The following is a 22173-nucleotide window of genomic DNA, read 5'->3' on the forward strand; positions in this document are numbered from 1 at the left end:
ACGCTACGGCGGTACGGCCCGCTCCACCGCCCGAACCGCGGCGGGATCAGCCCTGCGAGGCGTCCCCGTCGGCCGGGCCCGCGGCCAGCTCAGCGGCCTCGGTGCGCAGGTCGCGGCGCAGCTCCTTGGGCAGCGAGAAGGTGATGCTCTCCTCGGCGGCGCGGATCACCTCGACGTCGCCGAAACCGCGCGCGGCGAGCCACTCCAGCACGCCCTCCACGAGGATCTCGGGGACGGAGGCGCCGGAGGTGACGCCGACGGTGGTCACGCCCTCCAGCCACGCCTCGTCGATCTCCTCGGCGTAGTCGACGAGGTGCGCGTCGCGGGCGCCGGCGCCGAGGGCGACCTCGACGAGCCGGACGGAGTTGGAGGAGTTCTTGGAGCCGACGACGATGACGAGGTCGGCCTCGGCGCCCATCTGCTTGACGGCCGTCTGGCGGTTCTGCGTGGCGTAGCAGATGTCGTCGCTGGGCGGGGAGAGGAGGTTGGGGAAGCGCTCCTTGAGCGCGCCCACGGTCTCCATCGTCTCGTCCACCGAAAGAGTGGTCTGGGACAGCCACACGACCTTGTCCGGGTCGCGGACCTCGACGTTCTCGACGTCGCCGGGGCCGTCGACGAGCTGGATGTGGTCGGGGGCCTCGCCGCTGGTGCCGATGACCTCCTCGTGGCCCTCGTGGCCGATCAGGAGGATGTCGTAGTCCTCCTTGGCGAACCGGACGGCCTCCTTGTGCACCTTGGTGACCAGCGGGCAGGTGGCGTCGATGGTGGCCAGCTTGCCGCGGCGGGCCTCCTCGTGCACGGTCGGGGCGACGCCGTGCGCGGAGAAGATGACGATGTTGCCCTCGGGGACCTCCACCGTCTCGTCGACGAAGATCGCGCCCTTCTTCTCCAGGGTCTTGACCACGTACTTGTTGTGGACGATCTCGTGCCGGACGTACACCGGCGCCCCGTACTGCTCCAGCGCCTTCTCCACCGCGATGACGGCGCGGTCCACGCCCGCGCAGTAGCCCCGGGGGGCGGCGAGCAGGACGCGCTTGGCGGGCGCGGGCGTCGGGCTGGAGGTCGCAGCAGTCATGCGGTCCATCGTACGGGCCGCCCCCGTACGGCGTGGCCGGGGCGCGGCCCGGTGCGGGGTGCGAATACTGGCGCCATGGCCGAGCCGAGCACCCCGTCCGCCGGGGACCGCGCCCTGCGGCGGACGCTGTCGTTCCGCGACCTGGTGGTGTACGGGCTGCTGTTCGTCGCGCCGATGGCCCCGGTCGGCGTGTTCGGCGCGCTGGACGCGCGCTCGCACGGCGCGGTGGCGCTGGTGTACGTGCTGGCGACGGTCGCGATGGGGTGCACCGCGTACTCGTACGCGCAGATGGTGCGGGTCGTGCCGCAGGCGGGCTCGGTGTACGCGTACGCGCGCCGGGGGCTGGGGGACGGCGCGGGGTTCGTGGCCGGGTGGATGGCGCTGCTCGACTACCTGCTGATCCCGGCGGTGGCGTACCTGTTCTCGGGCATCGCGATGCACGCGCTGGTGCCGGCGGTGCCGGCGTGGGGGTGGACGGCGGGGGCGGTGCTGGTGACGACGGCGCTGAACCTGTCGGGGGTGCGGGTGGCGGCGCGGGCGGGGTTCGTGGTGCTGGCGGTGGAGGTGGCCGTGCTGGCCGTGTTCGTGGGCGCGGCGTGCGTGGCGCTCGTCCAGGACGGGCCGCGCCGGGGGTGGCTGTCGCCGCTGACGGGGACGGGTACGGGGGCGGGCGGCTGGGGTGCGGTGGTCGGGGCCGTCTCCGTCGCGGTGCTGTCGTACCTGGGCTTCGACGCGGTCGCGTCGTTCGCGGAGGAGGCGGCGGGCGGCCCGCGGAAGGTGGCCCGGGCGGTGCTGACGTGCCTGGCGGTGTCGGGGCTGCTGTTCGTGGTCCAGACGTACCTGGCGGCGCTGCTGGCGGTGGTACCGCCGGAGCGGCTGGCGGCGGAGCCGGGCCGGCAGGGGGCGGCTTTCTACGACACGGTGGACGCGGCCGCGGGCCGGTGGCTGCACCACGTGGTGGCGGCGAGCAAGGCGGTGGGTGCGGCCTTCGCGGCCCTGGCGGGCCAGGCGGCGGCGGGCCGCCTGCTGTACGCGATGGCCCGCGACCGCCGGCTGCCGCCGGGTCTGGCGAAGGTGGACGCCGGCTCGGGCGTACCGCGCCGGGCCCTGCTGGGCGCGGCGGCGGTGACGCTCGCGGCGGCGGTCTGGGCGGCCCGCCGCCCGGACGGCCTGGACCGCCTGGTGTCGGTGGTGGACGTGGGCGCCCTGTGCGCGTTCGCGCTGCTGCACCTGTCGGTGGTGGGGTGGTTCCGGGTGCGGGGAGGGTGGCGGCGGGTGCTGGTCCCGGTGGTGGGCCTGGCGGTGGTCCTGACGGTCCTGGCGACCGCGGCCCGGCCCGCGCAGGTGGTGGGGCTGGTGTGGCTGGGGGCGGGCGGGGTGGTGCTGTGGGTACGAGGGCGGGCGGGGGCTCCGTAGGCCCGTATGGGGCCGGGGGCTGTCCTATGCCGCCGCTAGGCTCGGCGCATGGCTGTCAACACGTCCCCCGAGACGCCCCTGCCCGTGGGGCAGGTGTCGCGGCTCATCGGCGGGTGGATCGACCGGCTGGGTGCCGTCTGGGTCGAGGGGCAGGTCACCCAGATCTCCCGGCGGCCCGGGGCCGGGGTCGTCTTCCTGACGCTGCGCGACCCCTCGCACGACGTCTCGCTGTCCGTCACCTGCTACCGCACCGTCTTCGACCGGGTCGCCGACGTCGTGCCGCAGGGCGCGCGGGTCGTCGTGTACGCCAAGCCCGAGTGGTACACGCCGCGCGGGCAGCTGTCGCTGCGGGCCGCCGAGATCCGGCCCGTGGGCGTGGGCGAGCTGCTGGCGCGGCTGGAGCAGCTGAAGAAGACGCTGGGCGCCGAGGGGCTGTTCGACGCGGACCGCAAGCGGCCGCTGCCGTTCCTGCCGCAGCTGATCGGCCTGGTCTGCGGCCGCGCGTCCGCCGCCGAGCGCGACGTGCTGGAGAACGCCCGGCACCGCTGGCCCGCCGTCCGCTTCGAGGTGCGCAACGTGCCGGTGCAGGGCGCGTACGCCGTGCCGGGCGTGGTCGAGGCCGTCCAGGAGCTGGACGCGCACCCCGAGGTCGACGTCATCATCGTGGCGCGCGGTGGCGGCAGTGTGGAGGACCTGCTGCCGTTCTCCGACGAACAGCTGGTCCGCGCGGTCGCCGCGTGCCGCACGCCCGTCGTGTCGGCCATCGGCCACGAACCCGATACGCCGCTGCTGGACCTGGTCGCCGACCTGCGGGCCTCGACGCCCACGGACGCCGCCAAACGCGTCGTACCGGACGTCGGCGAGGAGCTCGCCCGCGTACGGCAGCTGCGCGACCGTGCGCTGCGCTGCGTCACGGCGCACCTGGACCGCGAGGAGCGCGGCCTCGCCGCGGCGTGCGCGCGGCCGTGCATGGAGCAGCCGCACCGGATGGTCGAGGAACGGGAGACCAAGGTCGCCGAGCTGACCGCGCGGGCCCGCCGCACTCTGGGGCACCTGCTGGACCGTGCCGAGTCGGAGCTGACCCACACGCACGCGCGCGTGGTGGGCCTCTCCCCCGCGGCCACGCTGCGCCGCGGTTACGCCGTGCTCCAGCAGGCGGACGGCCACGTCGTCCGGGACCCGGGCGAGGTCGCGCCCGGCGAACGGCTGCGGGCCCGCGTCGCGGAGGGCGAGTTCGCCGTGCGGGCGGATGGCGGACCCGATGTCGGACCGTCCTCCTAGGCTGGTCCCCATGGCGACGACGACGGATGGCGCGACGACCGATGACGCGCTGGGCTACGAGCAGGCGCGGGACGAGCTGATCGAGGTGGTGCGCCGGCTGGAGGCCGGCGGCACCACGCTCGAGGAGTCCCTCGCCCTGTGGGAGCGGGGCGAGGCGCTGGCGAAGGTGTGCCGCCGCTGGCTGGAGGGCGCGCGGGCGCGGCTGGACGCGGCCCTGGCCCAGGAGGCCGCCGAGGAGGCCGGCGCCCCCGAGGAGGCGTAGGCCCGGACACCCGGGTGGTGTGAGACGGGTCCCCCACTCCCCCGATTTAGTTGAAGATTCACCTATCTCGACCTACAGTGGTTCTCGCCGGCACGACCCGTTCCACCCGGAATCCCGCATTCCGATTGCCCAGGAGTAGGTGCATCCCCATGACCCTCGCCCTCGACGCCGCCGCCCAGGACCTCCTCTTCCGCGAGGCCCACACGGCCAACACCTTCACCGACGAGCCCGTCACCGAGGAGCAGCTCCGGGCCGTCTACGACCTGATCAAGTTCGCCCCCACCGCCTTCAACCAGTCCCCGCTGCGCGTGGTCCTGGTCCAGTCCGAGGAGGCCCGCGAGCGCCTGACCGGCCTGATGGCCGAGGGCAACCAGGCCAAGACCCGCACCGCCCCGGTGGTGGCGATCCTCGCCGCGGACAACGAGTTCACCGAGGAGCTGCCGACGCTCTTCCCGCACTTCCCGCAGGCCAAGGACGTCTTCTTCGCCGAGCGCCCGGTCCGCGAGCAGTCCGCGGCCCTCAACGCCACGCTCCAGGCGGGCTACTTCATCCTGGGCGTCCGCGCCGCCGGCCTGGCCGCCGGCCCGATGACCGGCTTCGACCACGCCGCCGTGCAGAAGGAGTTCCTGGACGGCGACCACACCCCGCTGATGATCGTCAACATCGGCAAGCCGGGCGCCGACGCCTTCTACCCGCGCTCCCCCCGCCTGTCCTACGAGCAGGCCGTCACCACGGTCTGACCACGCGGACACACAACGGGCCGGGCGGCACGCAATGCGTGCCGCCCGGCCCGTTCGTACAACTGCTCTCAGCCCTTCTTCGCCTTCAGCGCCGCGGCCATCTCGGCCAGCCGCTCGTAGGGGGCCGTGCCCGTGACCACCGTGGTCACGCCCTTCTCCTCACGCACCAGGGCGTTGTACTTGTCGCCCTCGTAGCGCTGCCACACCGCGTCGCCGACCTTCTGCGTGCGGCCCGTCCTCTCGGCCCGCCGGCTCACGCTGTCCACGAACGCGCGCGCCGGGCCGTCGCTCTGCTCGACGGCCACGTACTGCCGCTGCGGGTCCAGGAACCCCAGGTGCCAGGCCGAGCCCTCGTCGCCCTGGGCGCGGTACCGCACGGACGTCGCCCGCCAGCCGTCGCCGAGCCCCTCCGGCGCGGCCACGGCGTACGGCGCCGCGCGCCGGGCCGTCTCCAGCTCCACGCCGTAGCTCACCGTCCGCACCGGGTCGCCGCTCTCGTCGTGCGGGATGAAGAGGTAGCTGATGCCCGCGACGGGGACGACCACCGCCATCGACAGCAGCATGTTCCGAATCGTCTGGCTCTTGCCGTTCCTGCCTGCCACGCGTCCCATCGTCCCCCATGGCCGAGTCGATCACGACAGCGGCCCGGACGGCACCCTTGACGCCGCTCATGCGTGGGGCACCCTGCTCACTCTCGCAATGAACCGATAAAGTCATGGACACCCTCACCCTCCCGGCCCATCGCGGCCGGGCGGAGCCCACGGCCGCCGCCGTACAGAAAGGTGCGCCCCCGATGACCGATCATCACCTCCCGTCCCAGCTCGAGGTCAGCCCCGAGGACCCGGACCGCAACCTCGCGCTGGAGCTCGTCCGGGTCACCGAGGCCGGTGCCATGGCGTCGGGCCGCTGGGTCGGCCGCGGCGACAAGAACGGCGCGGACGGCGCGGCCGTGCGGGCGATGCGGGCGCTGATCCACACCGTCTCCATGAACGGCGTGGTGGTCATCGGCGAGGGCGAGAAGGACAACGCCCCCATGCTCTACAACGGCGAGCGGGTGGGCGACGGCACGGGCGCCGAGTGCGACGTGGCCGTGGACCCGGTGGACGGCACCACGCTGACCGCCAAGGGCATGGCCAACGCGGTCTCGGTGCTCGCCGTGGCCGAGCGCGGCACCATGTTCGACCCGTCCGCGGTCTTCTACATGGACAAGCTCGTCACCGGCCCGGAGGCGGCCGACTTCGTCGACATCACTGCGCCCGTGGCCGTGAACATCCGCCGCATCGCCAAGGCGAAGCGTTCCTCCGTCGAGGACGTCACGGTGGTCGTCCTCGACCGCCCCCGGCACGACGGGCTGGTGAAGGAGATCCGCGAGGCGGGCGCCCGGATCAAGTTCATCTCCGACGGCGACGTGGCCGGCGCCATCATGGCCGCCCGCGAGGGTACGGGCGTGGACCTGCTGCTGGGTGTCGGCGGCACCCCGGAGGGCATCATCGCGGCCTGCGCCATGAAGTGCCTGGGCGGCACCATCCAGGCGCGGCTGTGGCCGAAGGACGACGAGGAGCGGCAGCGCGCCCTGGACGCCGGCCACGACCTGGACCGCGTGCTGCACACCGACGACCTGGTCAGCGGCGAGAACGTGTTCTTCGTGGCGACCGGCATCACCGACGGCGAGCTGCTGCGCGGCGTCCGCTACCGGTCGGAGACGGCCACCACCCAGTCGCTGGTGATGCGGTCGAAGTCGGGCACGATCCGGCTGATCGACTCCGAGCACCGGCTGTCGAAGCTGCGCGCCTACAGCGCCATCGACTTCGAGCGCCCGCGCTGACGCATCGCGTCGCCTCGCGTCGCGTCCGGGGGCCGCGCCCCCGGACCTCGCGCAGGCCGGGCCTCGCACGGGTCCTCGTACGCCGGACGGGCTGGGATTCCCAGCCCGTCCGGCGTACGAGGTGCGGCGCGGCGGCGGCTCAGCCCGCGGCGGCGATACGGGTCGCGCGCTGGAGCTCGGCCTCCCGGCGACGGCGCCGGGCCAGCACCACGCGGCGCTCGGCCGCGGTCAGCCCACCCCACACCCCGTAGGGCTCGGGCTGCAACAGCGCGTGCTCCCGGCACTCGACCATCACGGGGCAACGCGCACAGACACGTTTGGCCGCCTCTTCCCGGGAAAGACGTGCGGCCGTCGGTTCCTTTGACGGTGCGAAGAAGAGCCCGGCTTCATCCCGGCGGCACACCGCCTCCGAATGCCAGGGCCCGGCCTGTTCCCGGGAGGAAATCCTCGGGGACGGTACGGCGGCATCCTGCAGGGGCTGATGCGGTAGCAGCACGGTCTACTCCTGACGACGGCTTTGCTTGGCCGATTGAGTCACCTTTGCCCGCCTCGGCGCGCACGGCCATTCGCACCCGCAGCCGTACGAGAGACGATGCACCAAGCTTTACCCGCTGTGCGCGAGCTTATTCACACCGTTGCCATGAGTGGAATGGCGCCGAGCGCCGCGGCCGCCCGGCCGGCCCCGCCGTCCGTCAGTCGTATCGCCTGCCGTCCGTCAGCGGGCCGCGAGCAGGTTCTTCAGCCGCTTGCCGCGCCGGGGTTTGGCCTCCACGCCGCCGAAGAGGGCGTAGCCCGTGACGACAACGACCGGCGCGTCCGGGTCGTCCGCCTCGTTCGTGCGCACGTCGAAGCCGCCGAAGATGCCCGTACCCGCGCCCCGCACCGTGACGTTTTCCGGAAGCTTGATTTCTGCACCGCCGAAGAGAACGTTCGCATTGATGACGATCTCGCGGTGCTCGAATATGGCCTCGGTCAGGTCGATCTCCACGCCGCCGAACAGCGCGAACGCGTTGATCGTGGGCCCGGGGCGCCAGCGCCCGCGACGCACCGCCCCGCCGAAAACGGCGGCGAGATTCTCGCTCCGGCTCACACCGGGGCGCATCGAGGCGTCGTCCGGGCGCACGGTGGCGCGGCTGCCGGCGGCCGGGCCCGCGGTCGCGCCGGCGGGCAGGTCGCTCACGAGGCGCTGGAGCTCGGCGTGGGTGCGCGCCTCGTAGACCGCGCCGATCCGCTCGGCATGCTCGTCGGCGGTGAGCCGGCCCTCGGCCAGCGCCTCGCGCAGGATGCCGGCGACCTGGTCGCGGTCGGCGTCGGAGGCCCGCAGCGCGGGCCGGCCGGCGGCCGCCCCGGCCGCCGTGTCCTTGGTCAGCGACACCCGGTCGTCCGGGGTGCCGGGAACGGTGCCGGGAACGGTGTCAGGAGTGGTTCCGGTGGGGGTCCCAGTGGTGGTGCCAGTCGTCGAGTCGTCCACACCAGCAGCGTAGGGAGACGCGATAGCTCGCGACAGGTCCGCCGACCCTGAGATGTCCCGGAGATGCCCCCGAGCCGACCCCGAAAGCCGGCCTCCGACCCGCAAGTGAGTCCTACCTCACCTGCTGCACCGGTCCTCCGGGTTTTAGGCTGTTTCAGCGCCGCCGCCGATGCCGGCGCACAGTCGTCTGCCGAGTGAGGAATGGCCGCCGCGATGTCAGCGAGCTCAGAGTTTGCCTATACCGACCTGCTGCCCCTGGGCGAGGACACCACCCCGTACCGTCTGGTGACCACGGAGGGCGTGTCCACCGTCGAGGCGGGCGGCCGCACCTTCCTCAAGGTGGAGCCCGAGGCGCTGCGCAAGCTCGCCGCCGAGGCGATCCACGACATCCAGCACTTCCTGCGCCCGGCGCACCTCGCCCAGCTGCGGAAGATCATCGACGACCCCGAGGCGTCCGCCAACGACAAGTTCGTCGCGCTGGACCTGCTGAAGAACGCCAACATCGCCGCCGCCGGCGTGCTCCCCATGTGCCAGGACACCGGCACGGCGATCGTCATGGGCAAGCGCGGCCAGAACGTCCTCACCGAGGGCGGCGACGAGGAGGCCCTCTCCCGCGGCATCTTCGACGCGTACACCGAGCTGAACCTGCGCTACTCCCAGATGGCCCCGCTGACCATGTGGGAGGAGAAGAACACCGGTTCCAACCTGCCGGCGCAGATCGAGCTGTACGCCACCGACGGCGGCGCGTACAAGTTCCTCTTCATGGCCAAGGGCGGCGGCTCGGCCAACAAGTCCTTCCTCTACCAGGAGACGAAGGCCGTGCTCAACGAGGCGAGCATGATGAAGTTCCTGGAGGAGAAGATCCGCTCGCTGGGCACGGCCGCCTGCCCGCCGTACCACCTGGCGATCGTCGTCGGCGGCACCAGCGCCGAGTACGCGCTGAAGACCGCGAAGTACGCCTCGGCGCACTACCTCGACGAGCTGCCGGAGGAGGGCTCCCCGCTCGGCCACGGCTTCCGCGACAAGGAGCTGGAGCAGAAGGTCTTCGAGCTCACCCAGAAGATCGGCATCGGCGCGCAGTTCGGCGGCAAGTACTTCTGCCACGACGTGCGCGTGGTGCGCCTGCCGCGGCACGGCGCGTCCTGCCCGGTGGCCATCGCCGTCTCCTGCTCGGCCGACCGCCAGGCCGTCGCGAAGATCACCGCCGAGGGCGTCTTCCTGGAGCAGCTGGAGACCGACCCGGCGCGCTTCCTGCCCGACACCACGGACGAGCAGCTGGCCGAGGAGGGCGACGTCGTCCGTATCGACCTCAACCGGCCGATGGACGAGATCCTCGCCGAGCTCACCAAGTACCCCGTCAAGACCCGGCTCTCGCTGACCGGCCCGCTCGTCGTGGCGCGCGACATCGCGCACGCGAAGATCAAGGAGCGGCTGGACGCGGGCGAGGGCATGCCGCAGTACCTGCGCGACCACCCGGTCTACTACGCGGGCCCGGCGAAGACGCCGGAGGGCTACGCCTCGGGTTCGTTCGGCCCGACGACGGCCGGCCGCATGGACTCCTACGTGGAGCAGTTCCAGGCGGCGGGCGGCTCGAAGGTGATGCTGGCCAAGGGCAACCGCAGCAAGCAGGTCACCGACGCGTGCGCCGCGCACGGCGGCTTCTACCTGGGCTCGATCGGCGGCCCGGCGGCGCGCCTGGCGCAGGACTGCATCAAGAAGGTCGAGGTCCTCGAGTACGAGGAGCTGGGCATGGAGGCGGTCTGGAAGATCGAGGTCGAGGACTTCCCGGCGTTCATCGTCGTGGACGACAAGGGCAACGACTTCTTCACCGACCCCGCGCCGCAGCCGACGTTCACGTCGATCCCGGTGCGCACGAAGTAAGGAACCACGCAGCAGGTCCTGGGCCCGCCGCGCGGGCGCGCCCAGGACCTGCAACCTTTACGCGAACCGCTGGTTCGCCGACCCGTCGCACTTCTGCAGGCGCACCGGCTCCTTGGCGCCCGCCAGTGTCAGGCACAGCTCCTGCGCCGCCGCCGGCCGCAGCGTGTCACCGCTGCGCGTGAAGCGCTGGTTGGTGCCGCCGTGGCAGTTCCACAGCGTCACCGCCGTGCCGGCCGCGTACGAGCCGCCCGGTACGTCCACGCACCGGTCGTGGGTGAGCGCGGCGTGCACCGCGCCGCCCTTGGGATCGAACCACCACTGCTGGTTGCGGTTGCCGGTGCAGTCCCAGCCGCCGATCTCCGTGCCGTTGGCGCTGTCCGCGCCGTAGGCGTCGACGCAGGTGCCGGTCGCCGCGTTCTTCAGCGGGCGGAAGGCGTCGTCCCAGGCGCCCTCGCGCAGCACGGGGCTGCCGGTGCTCGCCGGGTCGGCGCAGCCGGCCTCGCGGGCGGAGGAGGCGTAGAACTGGGTGAGGCAGGACGCGAAGGCGCCGTGCCCGGCCCGGTTGGGGTGGAAGGACTGCCGGACGGAGTTGGAGTCCGGCGGGACCGGGTTGCTCAGCTCGATCCACAGGCCGCGGGCCCAGGTCTGCTCCATGCAGACCTCGTGGCCGTGGAAGAGGCGCGAGTTGTCGAGGAAGTACGCGCCGGTGCGGCGGGCGGCTTCGCGCATGCCGCGTTCGAACAGGGGCACGGCCTGGTTGCGGCCCCAGGCGGCGTCGGAGGTGTAGCCGACGCAGCCGCCGGGGATCTTGCCGGGGAAGTCGGGGTTGTCCTCGATGTCGGGCCCGATGGGGCTGGGGTAGCCCATGACCACGAGCTTGTAGTCGGTGTCGGCGTAGCCGGCGCCGCGCATCACGGTGCGCAGGTCGCGCACGGTCTGCTCGACCTTGGGCACGAGCCCGTCGACGCGTGCCTGCCAGCCGGGGGCGTACTTGGGCTCGCAGGTGCCCTGGAGCGTGAGGTAGCGGGTGACGCAGTCGGTCATCACCGGGCCGAACTGGAGGTCGTCGTTGGCGCCGGCGACGAGCAGCACCATCTTCACACGCGTGTTGCGGGCCTTCACGGCGAGGGCGTCGCTCTGCACGAGTTCGTCGGTGTACTGCTTGCTGCCGCCGATGCGGATGTTGCCGGTGGCGGCGCCGGAGCAGGCGACGTTGTAGGTGACGTCGGCGGGGATGGCGGTGCGGTGGATCGCGGCGTCGGGCGAGCGGTGGCACCAGTTGGCGGGGCCGTCCGTGCCCGGTTCGTAGGTGCCCACGCCCTCGCCGGATATCTCGCTGTCGCCGAGGGAGACGAGGGAGGTCTTGCGCTCGGCGAGGGGGCGCTCGGCGGCGTCGCCGTAGAGCCGGACCGCCTCGGCCGCCCGCAGCTTCTCCAGCTCGGGCGGTAAGGGGGTCGAGGCGGTGGTGGTACGGGCTGCGGGTGCGGCGGCCGCGGGCGGGCCGGTGACCGCGGTGCCGCCGAGGGCGGCGGCGACGGCGGCCACGGCGGCGAGGGCACAGCGCAGGGTGGGTCTGCGTGTCAAAGGGAGCCTCCCCGGGTTCAGTTGTTACTCGCGGTATTTACTCGGAAGTAAGGAGTTTTGGGAACACGGGGAACGAGACAAACGCTCTGGGGTTCAGGAGGTAGTGAGACGATGACCGAGAGCACGGCGGGCAGTACGCAGTACCGCATCGAGCACGACTCGATGGGGGAGGTCCGGGTCCCGGCGCACGCCAAGTGGCGTGCGCAGACGCAGCGGGCCGTGGAGAACTTCCCGGTGAGCGGTCAGCGCCTGGAGCGCGCGCACATCGAGGCGCTGGCCCGTATCAAGGCGGCGGCGGCGAAGGTGAACGCCGGGCTGGGCGTGATCGACGAGGAGCTGGCGGCGGCGGTCGTCTCGGCCGCCGAGGAGGTCGCGGAGGGCCGCTGGGACGACCACTTCCCGGTGGACGTCTTCCAGACCGGCTCCGGCACGTCCTCGAACATGAACGCCAACGAGGTCGTCGCCACCCTCGCCACCGAGCGGCTGGGCCGGGAGGTGCACCCCAACGACCACGTCAACGCCAGCCAGTCGTCCAACGACGTGTTCCCCTCGTCCATCCACATCGCCGCGACGGCCGCCGTCACCCGCGACCTGATGCCCGCCCTGGAGCACCTGGCCGCCGCGCTGGAGCGCAAGGCGGAGGAGTTCGCCGAGGTCGTCAAGTCCGGCCGGACGCACCTGATGGACGCCACGCCCGTGACGCTGGGCCAGGAGTTCGGCGGCTACGCGGCGCAGGTGCGGTACGGCGTGGAGCGGCTGCGCTCGGCGCTGCCGCGGCTGGCGGAGCTCCCGCTGGGCGGTACGGCGGTGGGGACGGGCATCAACACCCCGCCCGGTTTCGCGCCGGCGGTCATCGCCGAGGTCGCGCGGGCCACGGGGCTGCCGCTGACGGAGGCGCGCGACCACTTCGAGGCGCAGGGCGCGCGGGACGGCCTGGTGGAGACCAGCGGTCAGCTGCGGACGATCGCCGTGGGCCTGACGAAGATCGCCAACGATCTGCGCTGGATGGGCTCGGGCCCGCGCACCGGCCTGGCCGAGATCAGCATCCCGGACCTCCAGCCGGGCTCGTCCATCATGCCGGGGAAGGTCAACCCGGTGGTGTGCGAGGCGGTTCTGATGGTGGCGGCGCAGGTCACGGGGAACGACGCGACGATCGCCACGGCCGGCGCGGCGGGCAACTTCGAGCTCAACGTCATGCTGCCGGTGATGGCGAAGAACCTGCTGGAGTCGGTCCGGCTGCTGGCCAACGCCGCGCGGCTGCTGGCCGACCGCACGGTCGACGGCATCACCGCCAACGTGGACCGGGCCCGGGAGTACGCCGAGTCGTCGCCGTCGGTGGTCACCCCGCTCAACCGGTACATCGGCTACGAGGAGGCCGCGAAGGTGGCCAAGAAGTCCCTTGCCGAGCGGAAGACCATCCGCCAGGTGGTGCTGGAGGGCGGCTACGTCGAGCGCGGGCTGCTGACGGCCGAGCAGCTGGACGAGGCGCTGGACGTGCTCCGCATGACCCGCCCCTGAGCCGCTCCTGACCCGCCCCTGACCCCGCGGGCGCCGCCGCCCCCGCCCCCGTGCCCCCGCCTGGACCAGACCTTTTGCGGCGCACGTCACGGCGCCCGCCACGGGCGGGCACCTAAGATCTGCGCATGGCAGAGCGGACGACGGACACCACGGGCACGGCAGGCGGCGGCTCCCCCTGGGCGCCGGGCGACCACATCCTCTGGCGGTATCGCGGCAACGCCACCGACCGGGTGCACATCTGCCGGCCCGTCACCGTCGTCCAGGACACCGCCGACCTGCTGGCCGTCTGGGTCGCCCCCGGCACCGACTGCGTCAAACCGCTGCTCGCCGACGGCACGCCGCTCCACCGCGAGCCGCTCGCCACCCGCTACACCAAGCCGCGCACCACCACGGTGGCCCGCTGGGCGGGCACCGGCGTGCTCAAGCTGGCCCGGCCCGGCGACCCGTGGTCGGTGTGGCTGTTCTGGGACGACGACTGGGCCTTCCGCAACTGGTACGTCAACCTCGAGGAGCCGCTGACCCGCTGGTCCGGCGGTGTCGACTCCGAGGACCACTTCCTCGACATCGCCGTCTTCCCCGACCGCCGCTGGGAGTGGAAGGACGAGGACGAGTTCGCACAGGCCCAGCGCGCCGGGCTGATGACCGCCGGCCAGGCCGAGCGGGTACGGGCCGCCGGGCGCTCGGCCGTGGAGCTCATCGAGGCGTGGGGCGCGCCCTTCACCGCCGGCTGGGAGCGCTGGCGCCCCGACCCGGCGTGGACGGTGCCGGCCCTGCCCGGCGACTGGGACCGCACCCCGGCGCCGCTGGGGGCGTGAAGCGGACGCCGATGGTGGTTGCCGGGTCCCCGAGCGCCGACCGTAGGATCGGGCTTCGCGATACTGCACAGCACGGCAACTGCACGGCAACGGCACGGCATGCCACAACGGGCACGGCACTACGGCGCGGCGCAAACGGACAGACAGTCAGGTCACAGGAAGGGCGGAGCCGTGAGCGGTGACGACCAGCGGGACTACGACGGCTACGCCCGGTTAGGGCTGGACCGCAGCGGTCAGGCCGAGGCGTTCGACGCCATCGGCAACCGCTACGACGAGGCCTTCCCGCACAAGGAGGGCCAGCTCGCGGCCGGTGCCTGGCTGGCGGAGTCGCTGCCCCCCGGCTCGCGCGTCCTCGACGTGGGCTGCGGCACCGGGCTGCCGACGGCCCGTCAGCTGATCGATGCCGGGCACGAGGTGACCGGCATCGACCTCTCCCACGGCATGCTGGAGCTCGCCCGGGCCAACGTCCCGGAGGCCACGTTCCACGCCGGGGACCTCGCCGGGCTGCGCGACGGCCGGCTCGGCACGTTCGACGGCGTGACCGCCTTCTTCGCCCTGCTGATGCTGCCGCGCCCCGAGATCCCGTACGCGCTGCGCATGCTGCACGGCCTGCTCAGACCCGGGGGCCTGCTGGCCCTGTCGATGGTCGAGGCCGACGTCGACGACTTCTCCATGCCGTTCCTCGGCCACACGATCCGGGTATCGGGATATCTGCGGGACGAATTGCGCCAGGTCGTGCGCGACGCGGGATTCGACATCGCCGGGGAGAGCTCGCTGGCGTACGCCCCGGCGAGCACGGACGTCCCACCCGAGATCCAGATCTTTCTCAACCTGCGCCGCGCCTGACGCTCGTGCGCCCCTGCCGGGCGCACGGCCCCGACGGATGGAACCCCACGCGTGACGGAGCACCCCAACTCCAGCGGAAGACACCGGACGGCCGGCGGCGACGCCCCCGGCCTCGAGGGCAAGGCCCACCCGTGCGCCGCCGAGCCGCCTGCGACGGGCGACGGCGCCCCGCACGGCACCGTCGCCCGTGACCGTGCCGAGGCGGCCGGGGCGGAGCCGCAGGGCCACCCGTGTGCCGCCGCACCCGCCATCCCGCCGCAGCGGCGGGACGCCACCGCCGCCGCACAGGCCGCCGGTGGCGCCGGCACGCCCGGCGGCACGGACGGCACCCCGCCCGGGGGCGGCGGCCCCGGCGGGGGCGCGCCCGGCCGGGCCGGCGAGCGGCTGCGGTTCGTCGGCGCCGCCACGCGCCGCATCGCGCGCGGCATCGACCTGGACGAGATCGTGCTCGGCCTGTGCCGGGCGACCGTGCCCACGTTCGCCGACGCCATCCTCGTCTACCTCCGCGACCCGCTGCCCGTCGGCGACGAGCGGCCGGTGGGCCCGGTCGTGCTGCGGCTGCGCCGCACCGACCGGCTGCCCGACCGGGAGGACGTCGAGGGCGGCGCCCCGGAGCGGCCCGACCCGGCGCCGGAGCTGGCCGTCGCGGCGGCCGAGCGGTGCGAGGTGCGGATAGGCGGGCCGCTCGCGGAGGTGCTGCGCGGGGTCCGGCCGGTGTTCGGGGACTCCTCCGCCGCGCGGGCGGCCCTGCCGGAACTGCTGGGCGAGGGCCGCGACGTGCCGCTGGCCCGGCGCACCGTCCTCGCCCCGCTGCGCGGCCGGCGCCGCGTGATCGGCGCCGCCGTGTTCGTACGCCGCCAGGACCGGCAGCCGTTCGAGGCCGACGACCTGCTGGTGGCCGCGCAGCTGGCCACGCACACGGCGCTGGGCGTGGACAAGGCGGTGCTCTACGGCCGTGAGGTGTACATCGCCGACGAGCTCCAGCGCACCATGCTGCCCGACTCCCTGCCGCAGCCCACCGGCGTACGGCTGGCGAGCCGCTACCTGCCGGCCGCGGAGACGGCCCGGGTCGGCGGCGACTGGTACGACGCGATCCCGCTGCCGGGCAACCGGGTCGCGCTGGTGGTCGGCGACGTGATGGGCCACTCGATGACCTCGGCCGCCATCATGGGCCAGCTCCGTACGACGGCGCAGACGCTGGCCGGCCTGGACCTGCCGCCGCAGGAGGTGCTGCACCACCTCGACGAGCAGGCGCAGCGGCTGGGCAGCGACCGCATGGCCACGTGCCTGTACGCGGTGTACGACCCGGTGGCGCACCGCATCGTCATCGCCAACGCGGGCCATCCGCCGCCGGTGCTGCTGCACCGCGGCGGCCGGGCCGAGGTGCTGCGGGTGCCGCCCGGGGCGCCGATCGGCGTGGGCGGGGTGGACTTCGAGGCGGTGGAGCTGGACGCGCCGGCCGGGGCCACGCTGCTGCTGTACACCGACGGGCTGGTGGAGTCGCGGATACGGGACGTGTGGACGGGCATAGAGCAGCTGCGCGAGCGGCTGACGGAGACGGCCCGGCTGACGGGCCCCAACCCGCCGCCGCTGGAGCCGCTCTGCGACGAGGTGCTGGGCATGCTCGGGCCGGGCGACCGGGACGACGACATCGCGCTGCTGGCCGCGCGCTTCGAGGGCATCGCGCCGAGCGACGTGGCGTACTGGTTCCTGGAGCCGCGCCCGCAGACGGCCCGGCAGGCCCGCCGGCTGGCCCGCCGGGCGCTGACGCGCTGGGGCCTGGAGGAGCTGTCGGACCCGGTGGAGCTGCTGGTGAGCGAGGTGGTCACGAACGCGGTGCGATACGCGGAGCGGCCGGTGACGCTGCGGCTGCTGCGCACGGACGTGCTGCGCTGCGAGGTGGGGGACGACGTGCCGCAGCTGCCGCGGCTGCGGCAGGCGCGGCCCTCGGACGAGGGCGGCCGCGGCCTGTACCTGGTGAACAAGGTGGCCCGGCGGTGGGGCGCGACCCGGCTGAGCACGGGGAAGGTGGTGTGGTTCGAGCTGGGGCTGCCGGCGCGGGGCCGCTGAGGCGACGGGTGGGTGGTGGTGCGGTGGCGGTGGTGCGGCGGAAATCCGGCCAGTGTCCGAGGGCCTGTTGCCGACGGTGTGTCGGGGCGCTTCACTGACGCTTGTCCTCGCATGTCTTCGCTTGTCTTCGCTTGGGAGGCGTCCATGAGCGGCTCGGCGCGGAACACCCCCTTCACGACGAACAACGCGGGCATCCCGGTGGAGAGCGACGAACACTCGCTCACCATCGGTGACACCGGCCCCATCCTGCTCCAGGACCACTACCTCATCGAGAAGATGGCCCAGTTCAACCGGGAGCGCGTCCCGGAGCGGGTCGTGCACGCCAAGGGCGGTGGCGCCTACGGCACGTTCCACGTGACCAACGACGTCAGCCAGTTCACGAAGGCGGCGCTGTTCCAGCCGGGGACGACGACGCAGCTGCTGGCGCGCTTCTCGACGGTGGCGGGCGAGCAGGGCTCCCCGGACACCTGGCGGGACCCGCGCGGCTTCGCGCTGAAGTTCTACACCGAGCAGGGCAACTACGACCTCGTGGGCAACAACACGCCCGTCTTCTTCGTGCGCGACCCCATGAAGTTCCAGGACTTCATCCGCTCGCAGAAGCGCCGCCCGGACAACGGCCTGCGCGACAACGACATGCAGTGGGACTTCTGGACGCTGTCCCCCGAGTCGGCCCACATGGTCACCTGGCTGATGGGCGACCGCGGCGTGCCGCGCACCTGGCGGCACATGAACGGCTACGGCTCGCACACGTACATGTGGGTCAACGGCGGCGGCGAGAAGTTCTGGATCAAGTACCACATCAAGACCGACCAGGGCATCGAGTTCCTCACGCAGGCGGAGGCGGACGCGCTGGCCGGCGAGGACCCGGATCTGCACCGCCGGGACCTGTACGAGGCGATCGCGCGCGGCGACGCGCCGTCGTGGACGATGTCGGTGCAGGTCATGCCGTTCGAGGACGCCGCGGACTACCGCTTCAACCCCTTCGACCTGACGAAGGTGTGGCCGCACGGCGACTATCCGCTGATCGAGGTCGGCCGGATGACGCTCGACCGGAACCCGGAGGATTTCTTCGTCCACGTCGAGCAGGCCGCGTTCGAGCCGTCCAGCCTGGTGCCGGGCATCGGCCCGTCGCCGGACAAGATGCTGCTGGGCCGCCTCTTCTCGTACCCCGACACCCACCGCTACCGCATCGGCCCGAACTACCAGCAGCTGCCGCCGAACCGGCCGCACGCGCCGGTGGCCTCGTACGCCAAGGACGGGCCGATGCGGTACGAGCCGTCGGGCACGGCCCGGCCGTACGCGCCCAACTCGTACGGCGGCCCGGCGGCCGACACCGCGCGCTTCGGCGACCCGGCCGGCTGGGCGGCCACCGGGGAGATGGTGCGCGAGGCGTACAAGCTGCACGCCGAGGACGACGACTGGGGGCAGGCGGGCACGATGGTGCGCCGGGTGCTGGACGACGCGGCGCGCGAGCGCCTGGTGGCCAACGTCTCGGGGCACCTGGCCAACGGGGTGACGGCGCCCGTGCTCTCCCGTGCGCTCCAGTACTGGCGCAATATCGACAAGGAAGTGGGCGACCGCATCGCCACGCGCGTCAACGGCGGCTGAACGGAACGACGGACGGCCGCCCTCCCGTGCGGGAGGGCGGCCGTCCGTCGTGTCCGGGCCGGGCCGTGACCGGTTACGGCTGTTACGGCTGGAGGTTGGCCTGGTTGCGGCCGCCGTCGGGCCGGGTGCCGCCGTCGGTACCGCCGCCGGTGGGCGTGGGCCGGGTGGGCGGGACGGTCGGCGGGGTCGGCTTGCCGGTGTTGCGGGTGGAGGTGGGGCCCGGGTCGGGCGTGTGGCTGCGCTGCGACGCGTTCGGCGACGGCGACTGCGTGCCCTTGGACGCGGTGGGCGACGGGGAGCGGCCCTGCGTGCTGGAGGGCTGCGCGGCCGGGGTGCCGGCCGGGGCCTGCGGCGGGACGAAGCCGACGTTGGTGTCGAGGTCGAACTTCGCGTCGTCGTCGTCACCGCTGCCGTAGACGGCGGAGGTGTAGGCGGCCCAGATCTTCGCCGGGTACGTACCACCGTTGACGCGGCCGTTGCCGCCGGTGCCCTGGAGCGTCACCTGCTTGCCGCCGGGGCCCTCGCCGAAGAGGCCGACGGAGGTGACCAGGCCGGGGGTGTAGCCGGAGAACCAGGCCGACTTGTCGTCGTCGGAGGTACCGGTCTTGCCCGCCACCTGGTAGGCGGAGCTGGCCACCACATTGGCCGTACCGTCGTCGACCACGCCGGTGAGGACGGAGGTCATGCCGTCGGCGGTGTCGCGGGAGACCACCCGGTCGCCGACGGCGTTGGGCAGGTCGAAGTTCTGGCCGCGCTGCGTCGCCGACTTGACGATGCTGGGGGTGACCTTCTTGCCGTGGTTGTTCAGCGTGGCGTACACGCCGGCCATCTCCATCGGGCTGGCGCCCATGGAGCCCAGGGACATGGCGGGGGTCGCGTCGAAGTCGCCCTTCATGCCCAGGTCGGTGGCGGTCTTCTTGACCTTCTCCAGGCCGACGTCGACGGCCATCTGCGCGAAGACGGTGTTGACCGAGTCGTTCATCGCCTGCTGCACGGTGACGGAGGGCTTGGAGTAGCCGTCCTCGTTCTCCGGCGCGAAGGGGATGTCGCTGCCGACGACGGGCCGCTTGTTGGTGCCGTCGTAGAGCGTGCCCGGCTTGATCGGCTGGTGGTCCTGCGTCCTGGAGTCGTTCTCCAGCGCGGAGGCGAGGATCAGCGGCTTGAACGTCGAGGCCGGCTGGTAGTCGCCGCGCGTGGCGTTGCTGATCTGGTGCTTGGCGAAGTCCTGGCCGCCGTAGAGGGCCACGACCTTGCCGGTCTTCGGGTCGACCGAGACGGCGCCCGCCTGGACGTGCTTGTCGACCTCGCGGGAGCCCGGCTCCAGGTCGGAGATCAGCTTGTCCTGGACGGCCTTCTCCAGGGCCTTCTGCTTCTTGGAGTCGATGGAGAGGGTGATCGTCCAGCCACCGGCGGCGAAGTCGCTCTCCTTGCGGCCCTGCTTCTCCAGGTCGCGGATGATCTCGCGCTTGGCGGCCTCGATCAGGTAGCCGTTCTGGCCGGTCAGGCCGAGCGCCGGCTTGGGCTGGCCCGGCTCCTTGAACGTCATGGTCTTGCGCTTGCCGGCGTCGAGCCAGTTCTGCTCGACCATCTTGTCGAGCACGTAGTTCCAGCGGCTCAGCGCGTTCTTCTTGCCGGCCTCGGTGGCCGTCCCCCAGTCGTACTGGCTGGGCGCCTGGAGCAGCGCGGCCAGGTAGGCGCCCTCCTCCAGCGTCAGCTTGTCGACGTCCTTGTTGTAGTACGCGCGGGAGGCGGCCTGGATGCCGTAGGCGCCGCGCCCGTAGTAGCTGGTGTTGAGGTAGCCCTGGAGGATGTCGTCCTTCGTCATCCGCTCGTTGACCTTGAGCGTGATGATGAGCTCCTTGACCTTGCGGGTGACGGTCTGCCGCTGGTCGAGGTAGTAGTTCTTCACGTACTGCTGGGTGATGGTGGAACCACCCTGCTTGCCGTGGCCCAGGACCGTGTTGACGATGCCGCGGGTGGTGCCCTTCAGGTCGACGCCGGAGTCGTTGTAGAAGTTCTTGTTCTCGGCGGCGACGACGGCCTTGCGGACGTCCTCGGGGACCTTCGACAGCGGCACTTCCTCACGGTTGACCTCGCCGATGCGGGCGATGGTCTTGCCGTCGCTGGTCTTGTAGACGTTGCTCTGCAGCGTGGCCGCGGAATTGCCCGTGGGGACGTCCACGTACAGGTACAGCGCGTAGAACGCGCCCACCCCCAGACCGACGACGGCCACGAAGTAGGCCAGCAGCAACTTCCAGGTGAAGAACCGGCGTATGCCCTTCTTCTTGGGCTTGCCACCCCTGTCGGGGCCAGTGCCCTTCTTCTGCGCCTTCCGCGCTTCCGCTCGGCCCATTTCTCCCGTAGCTCCAGTCCGTCCGCCCCCAACCAGCTCATGAAGCTAACACCGCAACTGCCATCAAACGCCCATCGATCACGGCAATAACGGACGTGACATACAGCACGCCGGGTGGCGGGAACCCGGTACGGCGTTGTGCGGAGGAAACCGTACAGGGAGATAATGTGTTATCACTTTGCCAGCATTATTTTACGAGGCCGGTGACGGAGGGTTCCGCCCGGCCCTGACCCTCGGGGGGCACCACCATGTCCGACACCGCCTCGGCGACCGCGCCGGCCGCCGCGAAGCCACCGGTCAGCGAACTGCCCGCCCATGACGTGAGCGGCGGCGCCGCCCTGCTGCTGGGCCTGGTGGGCCTGCTCGGCGGCGCGGGCACGGCGATCCTGGGAGGGGTGATGGGCTCCCACGGCAAGGGCGCCGTCGCCGTCGTCATGGTCGCCGCCGGCGTGGTCCTGGCCATCGCCTCGCTGATCACGCTGACCGGCCTCAACACGGTCGCGCCCGGCGAGGCCCAGGTCGTCCAGCTCTTCGGCCGCTACCGCGGCACCATCCGCACCGAGGGCCTGCGCTGGGTGAACCCCTTCACCAGCCGCGACAAGATCTCCACCCGGGTGCGCAACCACGAGACGTCCGTCCTGAAGGTCAACGACGCCTACGGCAACCCCATCGAGCTCGCCGCCGTGGCCGTCTGGCGGGTGGAGGACACCGCGCAGGCCAAGTTCGCCGTGGAGGACTTCCAGGAGTTCGTCGCCACCCAGACCGAGACCGCGGTCCGGCACATCGCCATCGAGTACCCCTACGACGCGCACGACGAGGACGCGCTGTCGCTGCGCGGCAACGCCGAGGAGATCACCGAGAAGCTCGCCCGGGAGCTCGACACCCGGGTCCAGGCGGCGGGCGTGCGCGTCATCGAGGCGCGGTTCACGCACCTGGCCTACGCTCCGGAGATCGCCTCCGCCATGCTCCAGCGGCAGCAGGCGGGCGCGGTCGTCGCCGCCCGCCGGCAGATCGTCGAGGGCGCGGTCGGCATGGTGGAGGAGGCGCTGGAGCGCATCAGCGAGCAGGGCATCGTCGAACTGGACGAGGAACGGAAGGCGGCCATGGTGAGCAATCTGATGGTGGTGCTGTGCGGCGACCGGGCCGCGCAGCCCGTCCTCAACACCGGGTCGCTCTACCAGTGACGGAGGAGGCCCCCGGACCGGACCGGCCGCGGCAGCGCAAACAGGTGCTGCTGCGGCTGGACCCGCTCGTGCACGACGCGCTGGCCCGCTGGGCGGACGACGAGCTGCGCAGCGTCAACGCGCAGACCGAGTTCCTGCTGCGCAAGGCCCTGGCCGACGCGGGCCGGCTGCCCAAGGGCGTGGGCGCGATGCGCAAGCGCGGCCGGCCACGGAAGTCCGGGCAGCAGGAGTAGCGGAGGCAGCC

The 22173-nt window shown here is 72.4% G+C and carries 19 protein-coding genes; 13 read left to right on the forward strand and 6 right to left on the reverse strand.

From position 1 onward, the window contains the following. Nucleotides 1-46: 46 nt before the first annotated feature. On the reverse strand, nucleotides 47-1084 hold the full coding sequence (locus IE305_RS23655; protein WP_190131739.1) for a 4-hydroxy-3-methylbut-2-enyl diphosphate reductase: 1038 nt from the start codon (nucleotides 1082-1084) through the stop codon (nucleotides 47-49). A gap of 66 nt (nucleotides 1085-1150) precedes the next feature. Here IE305_RS23655 and IE305_RS23660 point away from each other — a divergent pair, with 66 nt between their 5' ends. From IE305_RS23660 to IE305_RS23675, 4 genes are all read left to right on the forward strand, one after another. Next, nucleotides 1151-2491, forward strand: a complete 1341-nt coding sequence (locus tag IE305_RS23660; RefSeq protein ID WP_190131740.1) for an APC family permease — start codon at nucleotides 1151-1153, stop codon at nucleotides 2489-2491. 48 nt (nucleotides 2492-2539) lie between these two features. Continuing rightward, nucleotides 2540-3772, forward strand: a complete 1233-nt coding sequence (gene xseA / locus IE305_RS23665) for an exodeoxyribonuclease VII large subunit (RefSeq protein ID WP_190131741.1) — start codon at nucleotides 2540-2542, stop codon at nucleotides 3770-3772. Nucleotides 3773-3782: 10 nt separating this feature from the next. Continuing rightward, the gene (locus IE305_RS23670; RefSeq protein ID WP_190131742.1) at nucleotides 3783-4034 is read left to right on the forward strand and encodes an exodeoxyribonuclease VII small subunit; all 252 of its coding nucleotides are present in this window, start codon (nucleotides 3783-3785) and stop codon (nucleotides 4032-4034) included. Between the two features lie 149 nt (nucleotides 4035-4183). After that, entirely contained in the window at nucleotides 4184-4774 is a 591-nt protein-coding gene (locus tag IE305_RS23675) for a malonic semialdehyde reductase (protein WP_190131743.1), read from the forward strand. 68 nt (nucleotides 4775-4842) lie between these two features. Here IE305_RS23675 and IE305_RS23680 read toward each other — a convergent pair whose 3' ends face one another. Then, on the reverse strand, nucleotides 4843-5376 hold the full coding sequence (locus tag IE305_RS23680; RefSeq protein ID WP_229891427.1) for a DUF4245 domain-containing protein: 534 nt from the start codon (nucleotides 5374-5376) through the stop codon (nucleotides 4843-4845). A gap of 191 nt (nucleotides 5377-5567) precedes the next feature. On the opposite strand from IE305_RS23680, the gene glpX reads away from it, so the two are divergent. Next, a complete protein-coding gene (gene glpX, locus IE305_RS23685; RefSeq protein ID WP_190131745.1) occupies nucleotides 5568-6599 on the forward strand; it encodes a class II fructose-bisphosphatase in 1032 nt (343 codons plus the stop codon). Between the two features lie 139 nt (nucleotides 6600-6738). Here glpX and IE305_RS23690 read toward each other — a convergent pair whose 3' ends face one another. Next, complete coding sequence (locus IE305_RS23690) at nucleotides 6739-7095, reverse strand: WhiB family transcriptional regulator (protein ID WP_190131746.1); 357 nt, start codon at nucleotides 7093-7095, stop codon at nucleotides 6739-6741. 219 nt (nucleotides 7096-7314) lie between these two features. Next, nucleotides 7315-7974, reverse strand: a complete 660-nt coding sequence (locus IE305_RS23695) for a DUF1707 SHOCT-like domain-containing protein (RefSeq protein WP_190131897.1) — start codon at nucleotides 7972-7974, stop codon at nucleotides 7315-7317. Nucleotides 7975-8283: 309 nt separating this feature from the next. Between IE305_RS23695 and IE305_RS23700 the strand changes: the two genes are divergently transcribed. Further along, nucleotides 8284-9951 carry a fumarate hydratase gene (locus IE305_RS23700; RefSeq protein ID WP_190131747.1) on the forward strand — a complete coding sequence of 556 codons (1668 nt, stop codon included), beginning with the start codon at nucleotides 8284-8286 and terminating at the stop codon, nucleotides 9949-9951. A 57-nt stretch (nucleotides 9952-10008) separates the two neighbouring features. Here the strand turns inward: IE305_RS23700 and IE305_RS23705 are convergent, their stop codons facing one another. Continuing rightward, nucleotides 10009-11535 (reverse strand): ricin-type beta-trefoil lectin domain protein, encoded by a 1527-nt coding sequence (locus IE305_RS23705; protein ID WP_229891429.1) that lies wholly within the window; start codon nucleotides 11533-11535, stop codon nucleotides 10009-10011. A gap of 111 nt (nucleotides 11536-11646) precedes the next feature. Between IE305_RS23705 and IE305_RS23710 the strand changes: the two genes are divergently transcribed. From IE305_RS23710 to IE305_RS23730, 5 genes are all read left to right on the forward strand, one after another. Continuing rightward, on the forward strand, nucleotides 11647-13053 hold the full coding sequence (locus IE305_RS23710) for a class II fumarate hydratase (protein WP_190131748.1): 1407 nt from the start codon (nucleotides 11647-11649) through the stop codon (nucleotides 13051-13053). A gap of 125 nt (nucleotides 13054-13178) precedes the next feature. Further along, the gene (fomD, locus tag IE305_RS23715; RefSeq protein ID WP_190131749.1) at nucleotides 13179-13868 is read left to right on the forward strand and encodes a cytidylyl-2-hydroxypropylphosphonate hydrolase; all 690 of its coding nucleotides are present in this window, start codon (nucleotides 13179-13181) and stop codon (nucleotides 13866-13868) included. Between the two features lie 171 nt (nucleotides 13869-14039). Then, nucleotides 14040-14714, forward strand: a complete 675-nt coding sequence (locus IE305_RS23720) for a class I SAM-dependent DNA methyltransferase (RefSeq protein WP_229891431.1) — start codon at nucleotides 14040-14042, stop codon at nucleotides 14712-14714. A 51-nt stretch (nucleotides 14715-14765) separates the two neighbouring features. After that, nucleotides 14766-16784 carry a SpoIIE family protein phosphatase gene (locus tag IE305_RS23725; RefSeq protein WP_229891433.1) on the forward strand — a complete coding sequence of 673 codons (2019 nt, stop codon included), beginning with the start codon at nucleotides 14766-14768 and terminating at the stop codon, nucleotides 16782-16784. Between the two features lie 144 nt (nucleotides 16785-16928). Beyond that, the gene (locus IE305_RS23730; RefSeq protein ID WP_190131751.1) at nucleotides 16929-18392 is read left to right on the forward strand and encodes a catalase; all 1464 of its coding nucleotides are present in this window, start codon (nucleotides 16929-16931) and stop codon (nucleotides 18390-18392) included. Nucleotides 18393-18474: 82 nt separating this feature from the next. Here the strand turns inward: IE305_RS23730 and IE305_RS23735 are convergent, their stop codons facing one another. After that, on the reverse strand, nucleotides 18475-20745 hold the full coding sequence (locus tag IE305_RS23735; RefSeq protein WP_190131752.1) for a transglycosylase domain-containing protein: 2271 nt from the start codon (nucleotides 20743-20745) through the stop codon (nucleotides 18475-18477). A 248-nt stretch (nucleotides 20746-20993) separates the two neighbouring features. Between IE305_RS23735 and IE305_RS23740 the strand changes: the two genes are divergently transcribed. Both IE305_RS23740 and IE305_RS23745 read left to right on the forward strand, forming a co-directional pair. After that, nucleotides 20994-21929 carry an SPFH domain-containing protein gene (locus IE305_RS23740; RefSeq protein WP_190131753.1) on the forward strand — a complete coding sequence of 312 codons (936 nt, stop codon included), beginning with the start codon at nucleotides 20994-20996 and terminating at the stop codon, nucleotides 21927-21929. Beyond that, nucleotides 21926-22162: a type II toxin-antitoxin system antitoxin gene (locus tag IE305_RS23745; protein WP_190131754.1), complete on the forward strand. Its 237-nt coding sequence runs from the start codon at nucleotides 21926-21928 to the stop codon at nucleotides 22160-22162. Before IE305_RS23740 ends, IE305_RS23745 begins: the two co-directional genes overlap by 4 nt. Nucleotides 22163-22173 lie beyond the last annotated feature (11 nt).

This window comes from Streptomyces mashuensis (genome assembly GCF_014654785.1).
Classification (GTDB): Bacteria; Actinomycetota; Actinomycetes; order Streptomycetales; family Streptomycetaceae; genus Streptomyces; species Streptomyces mashuensis.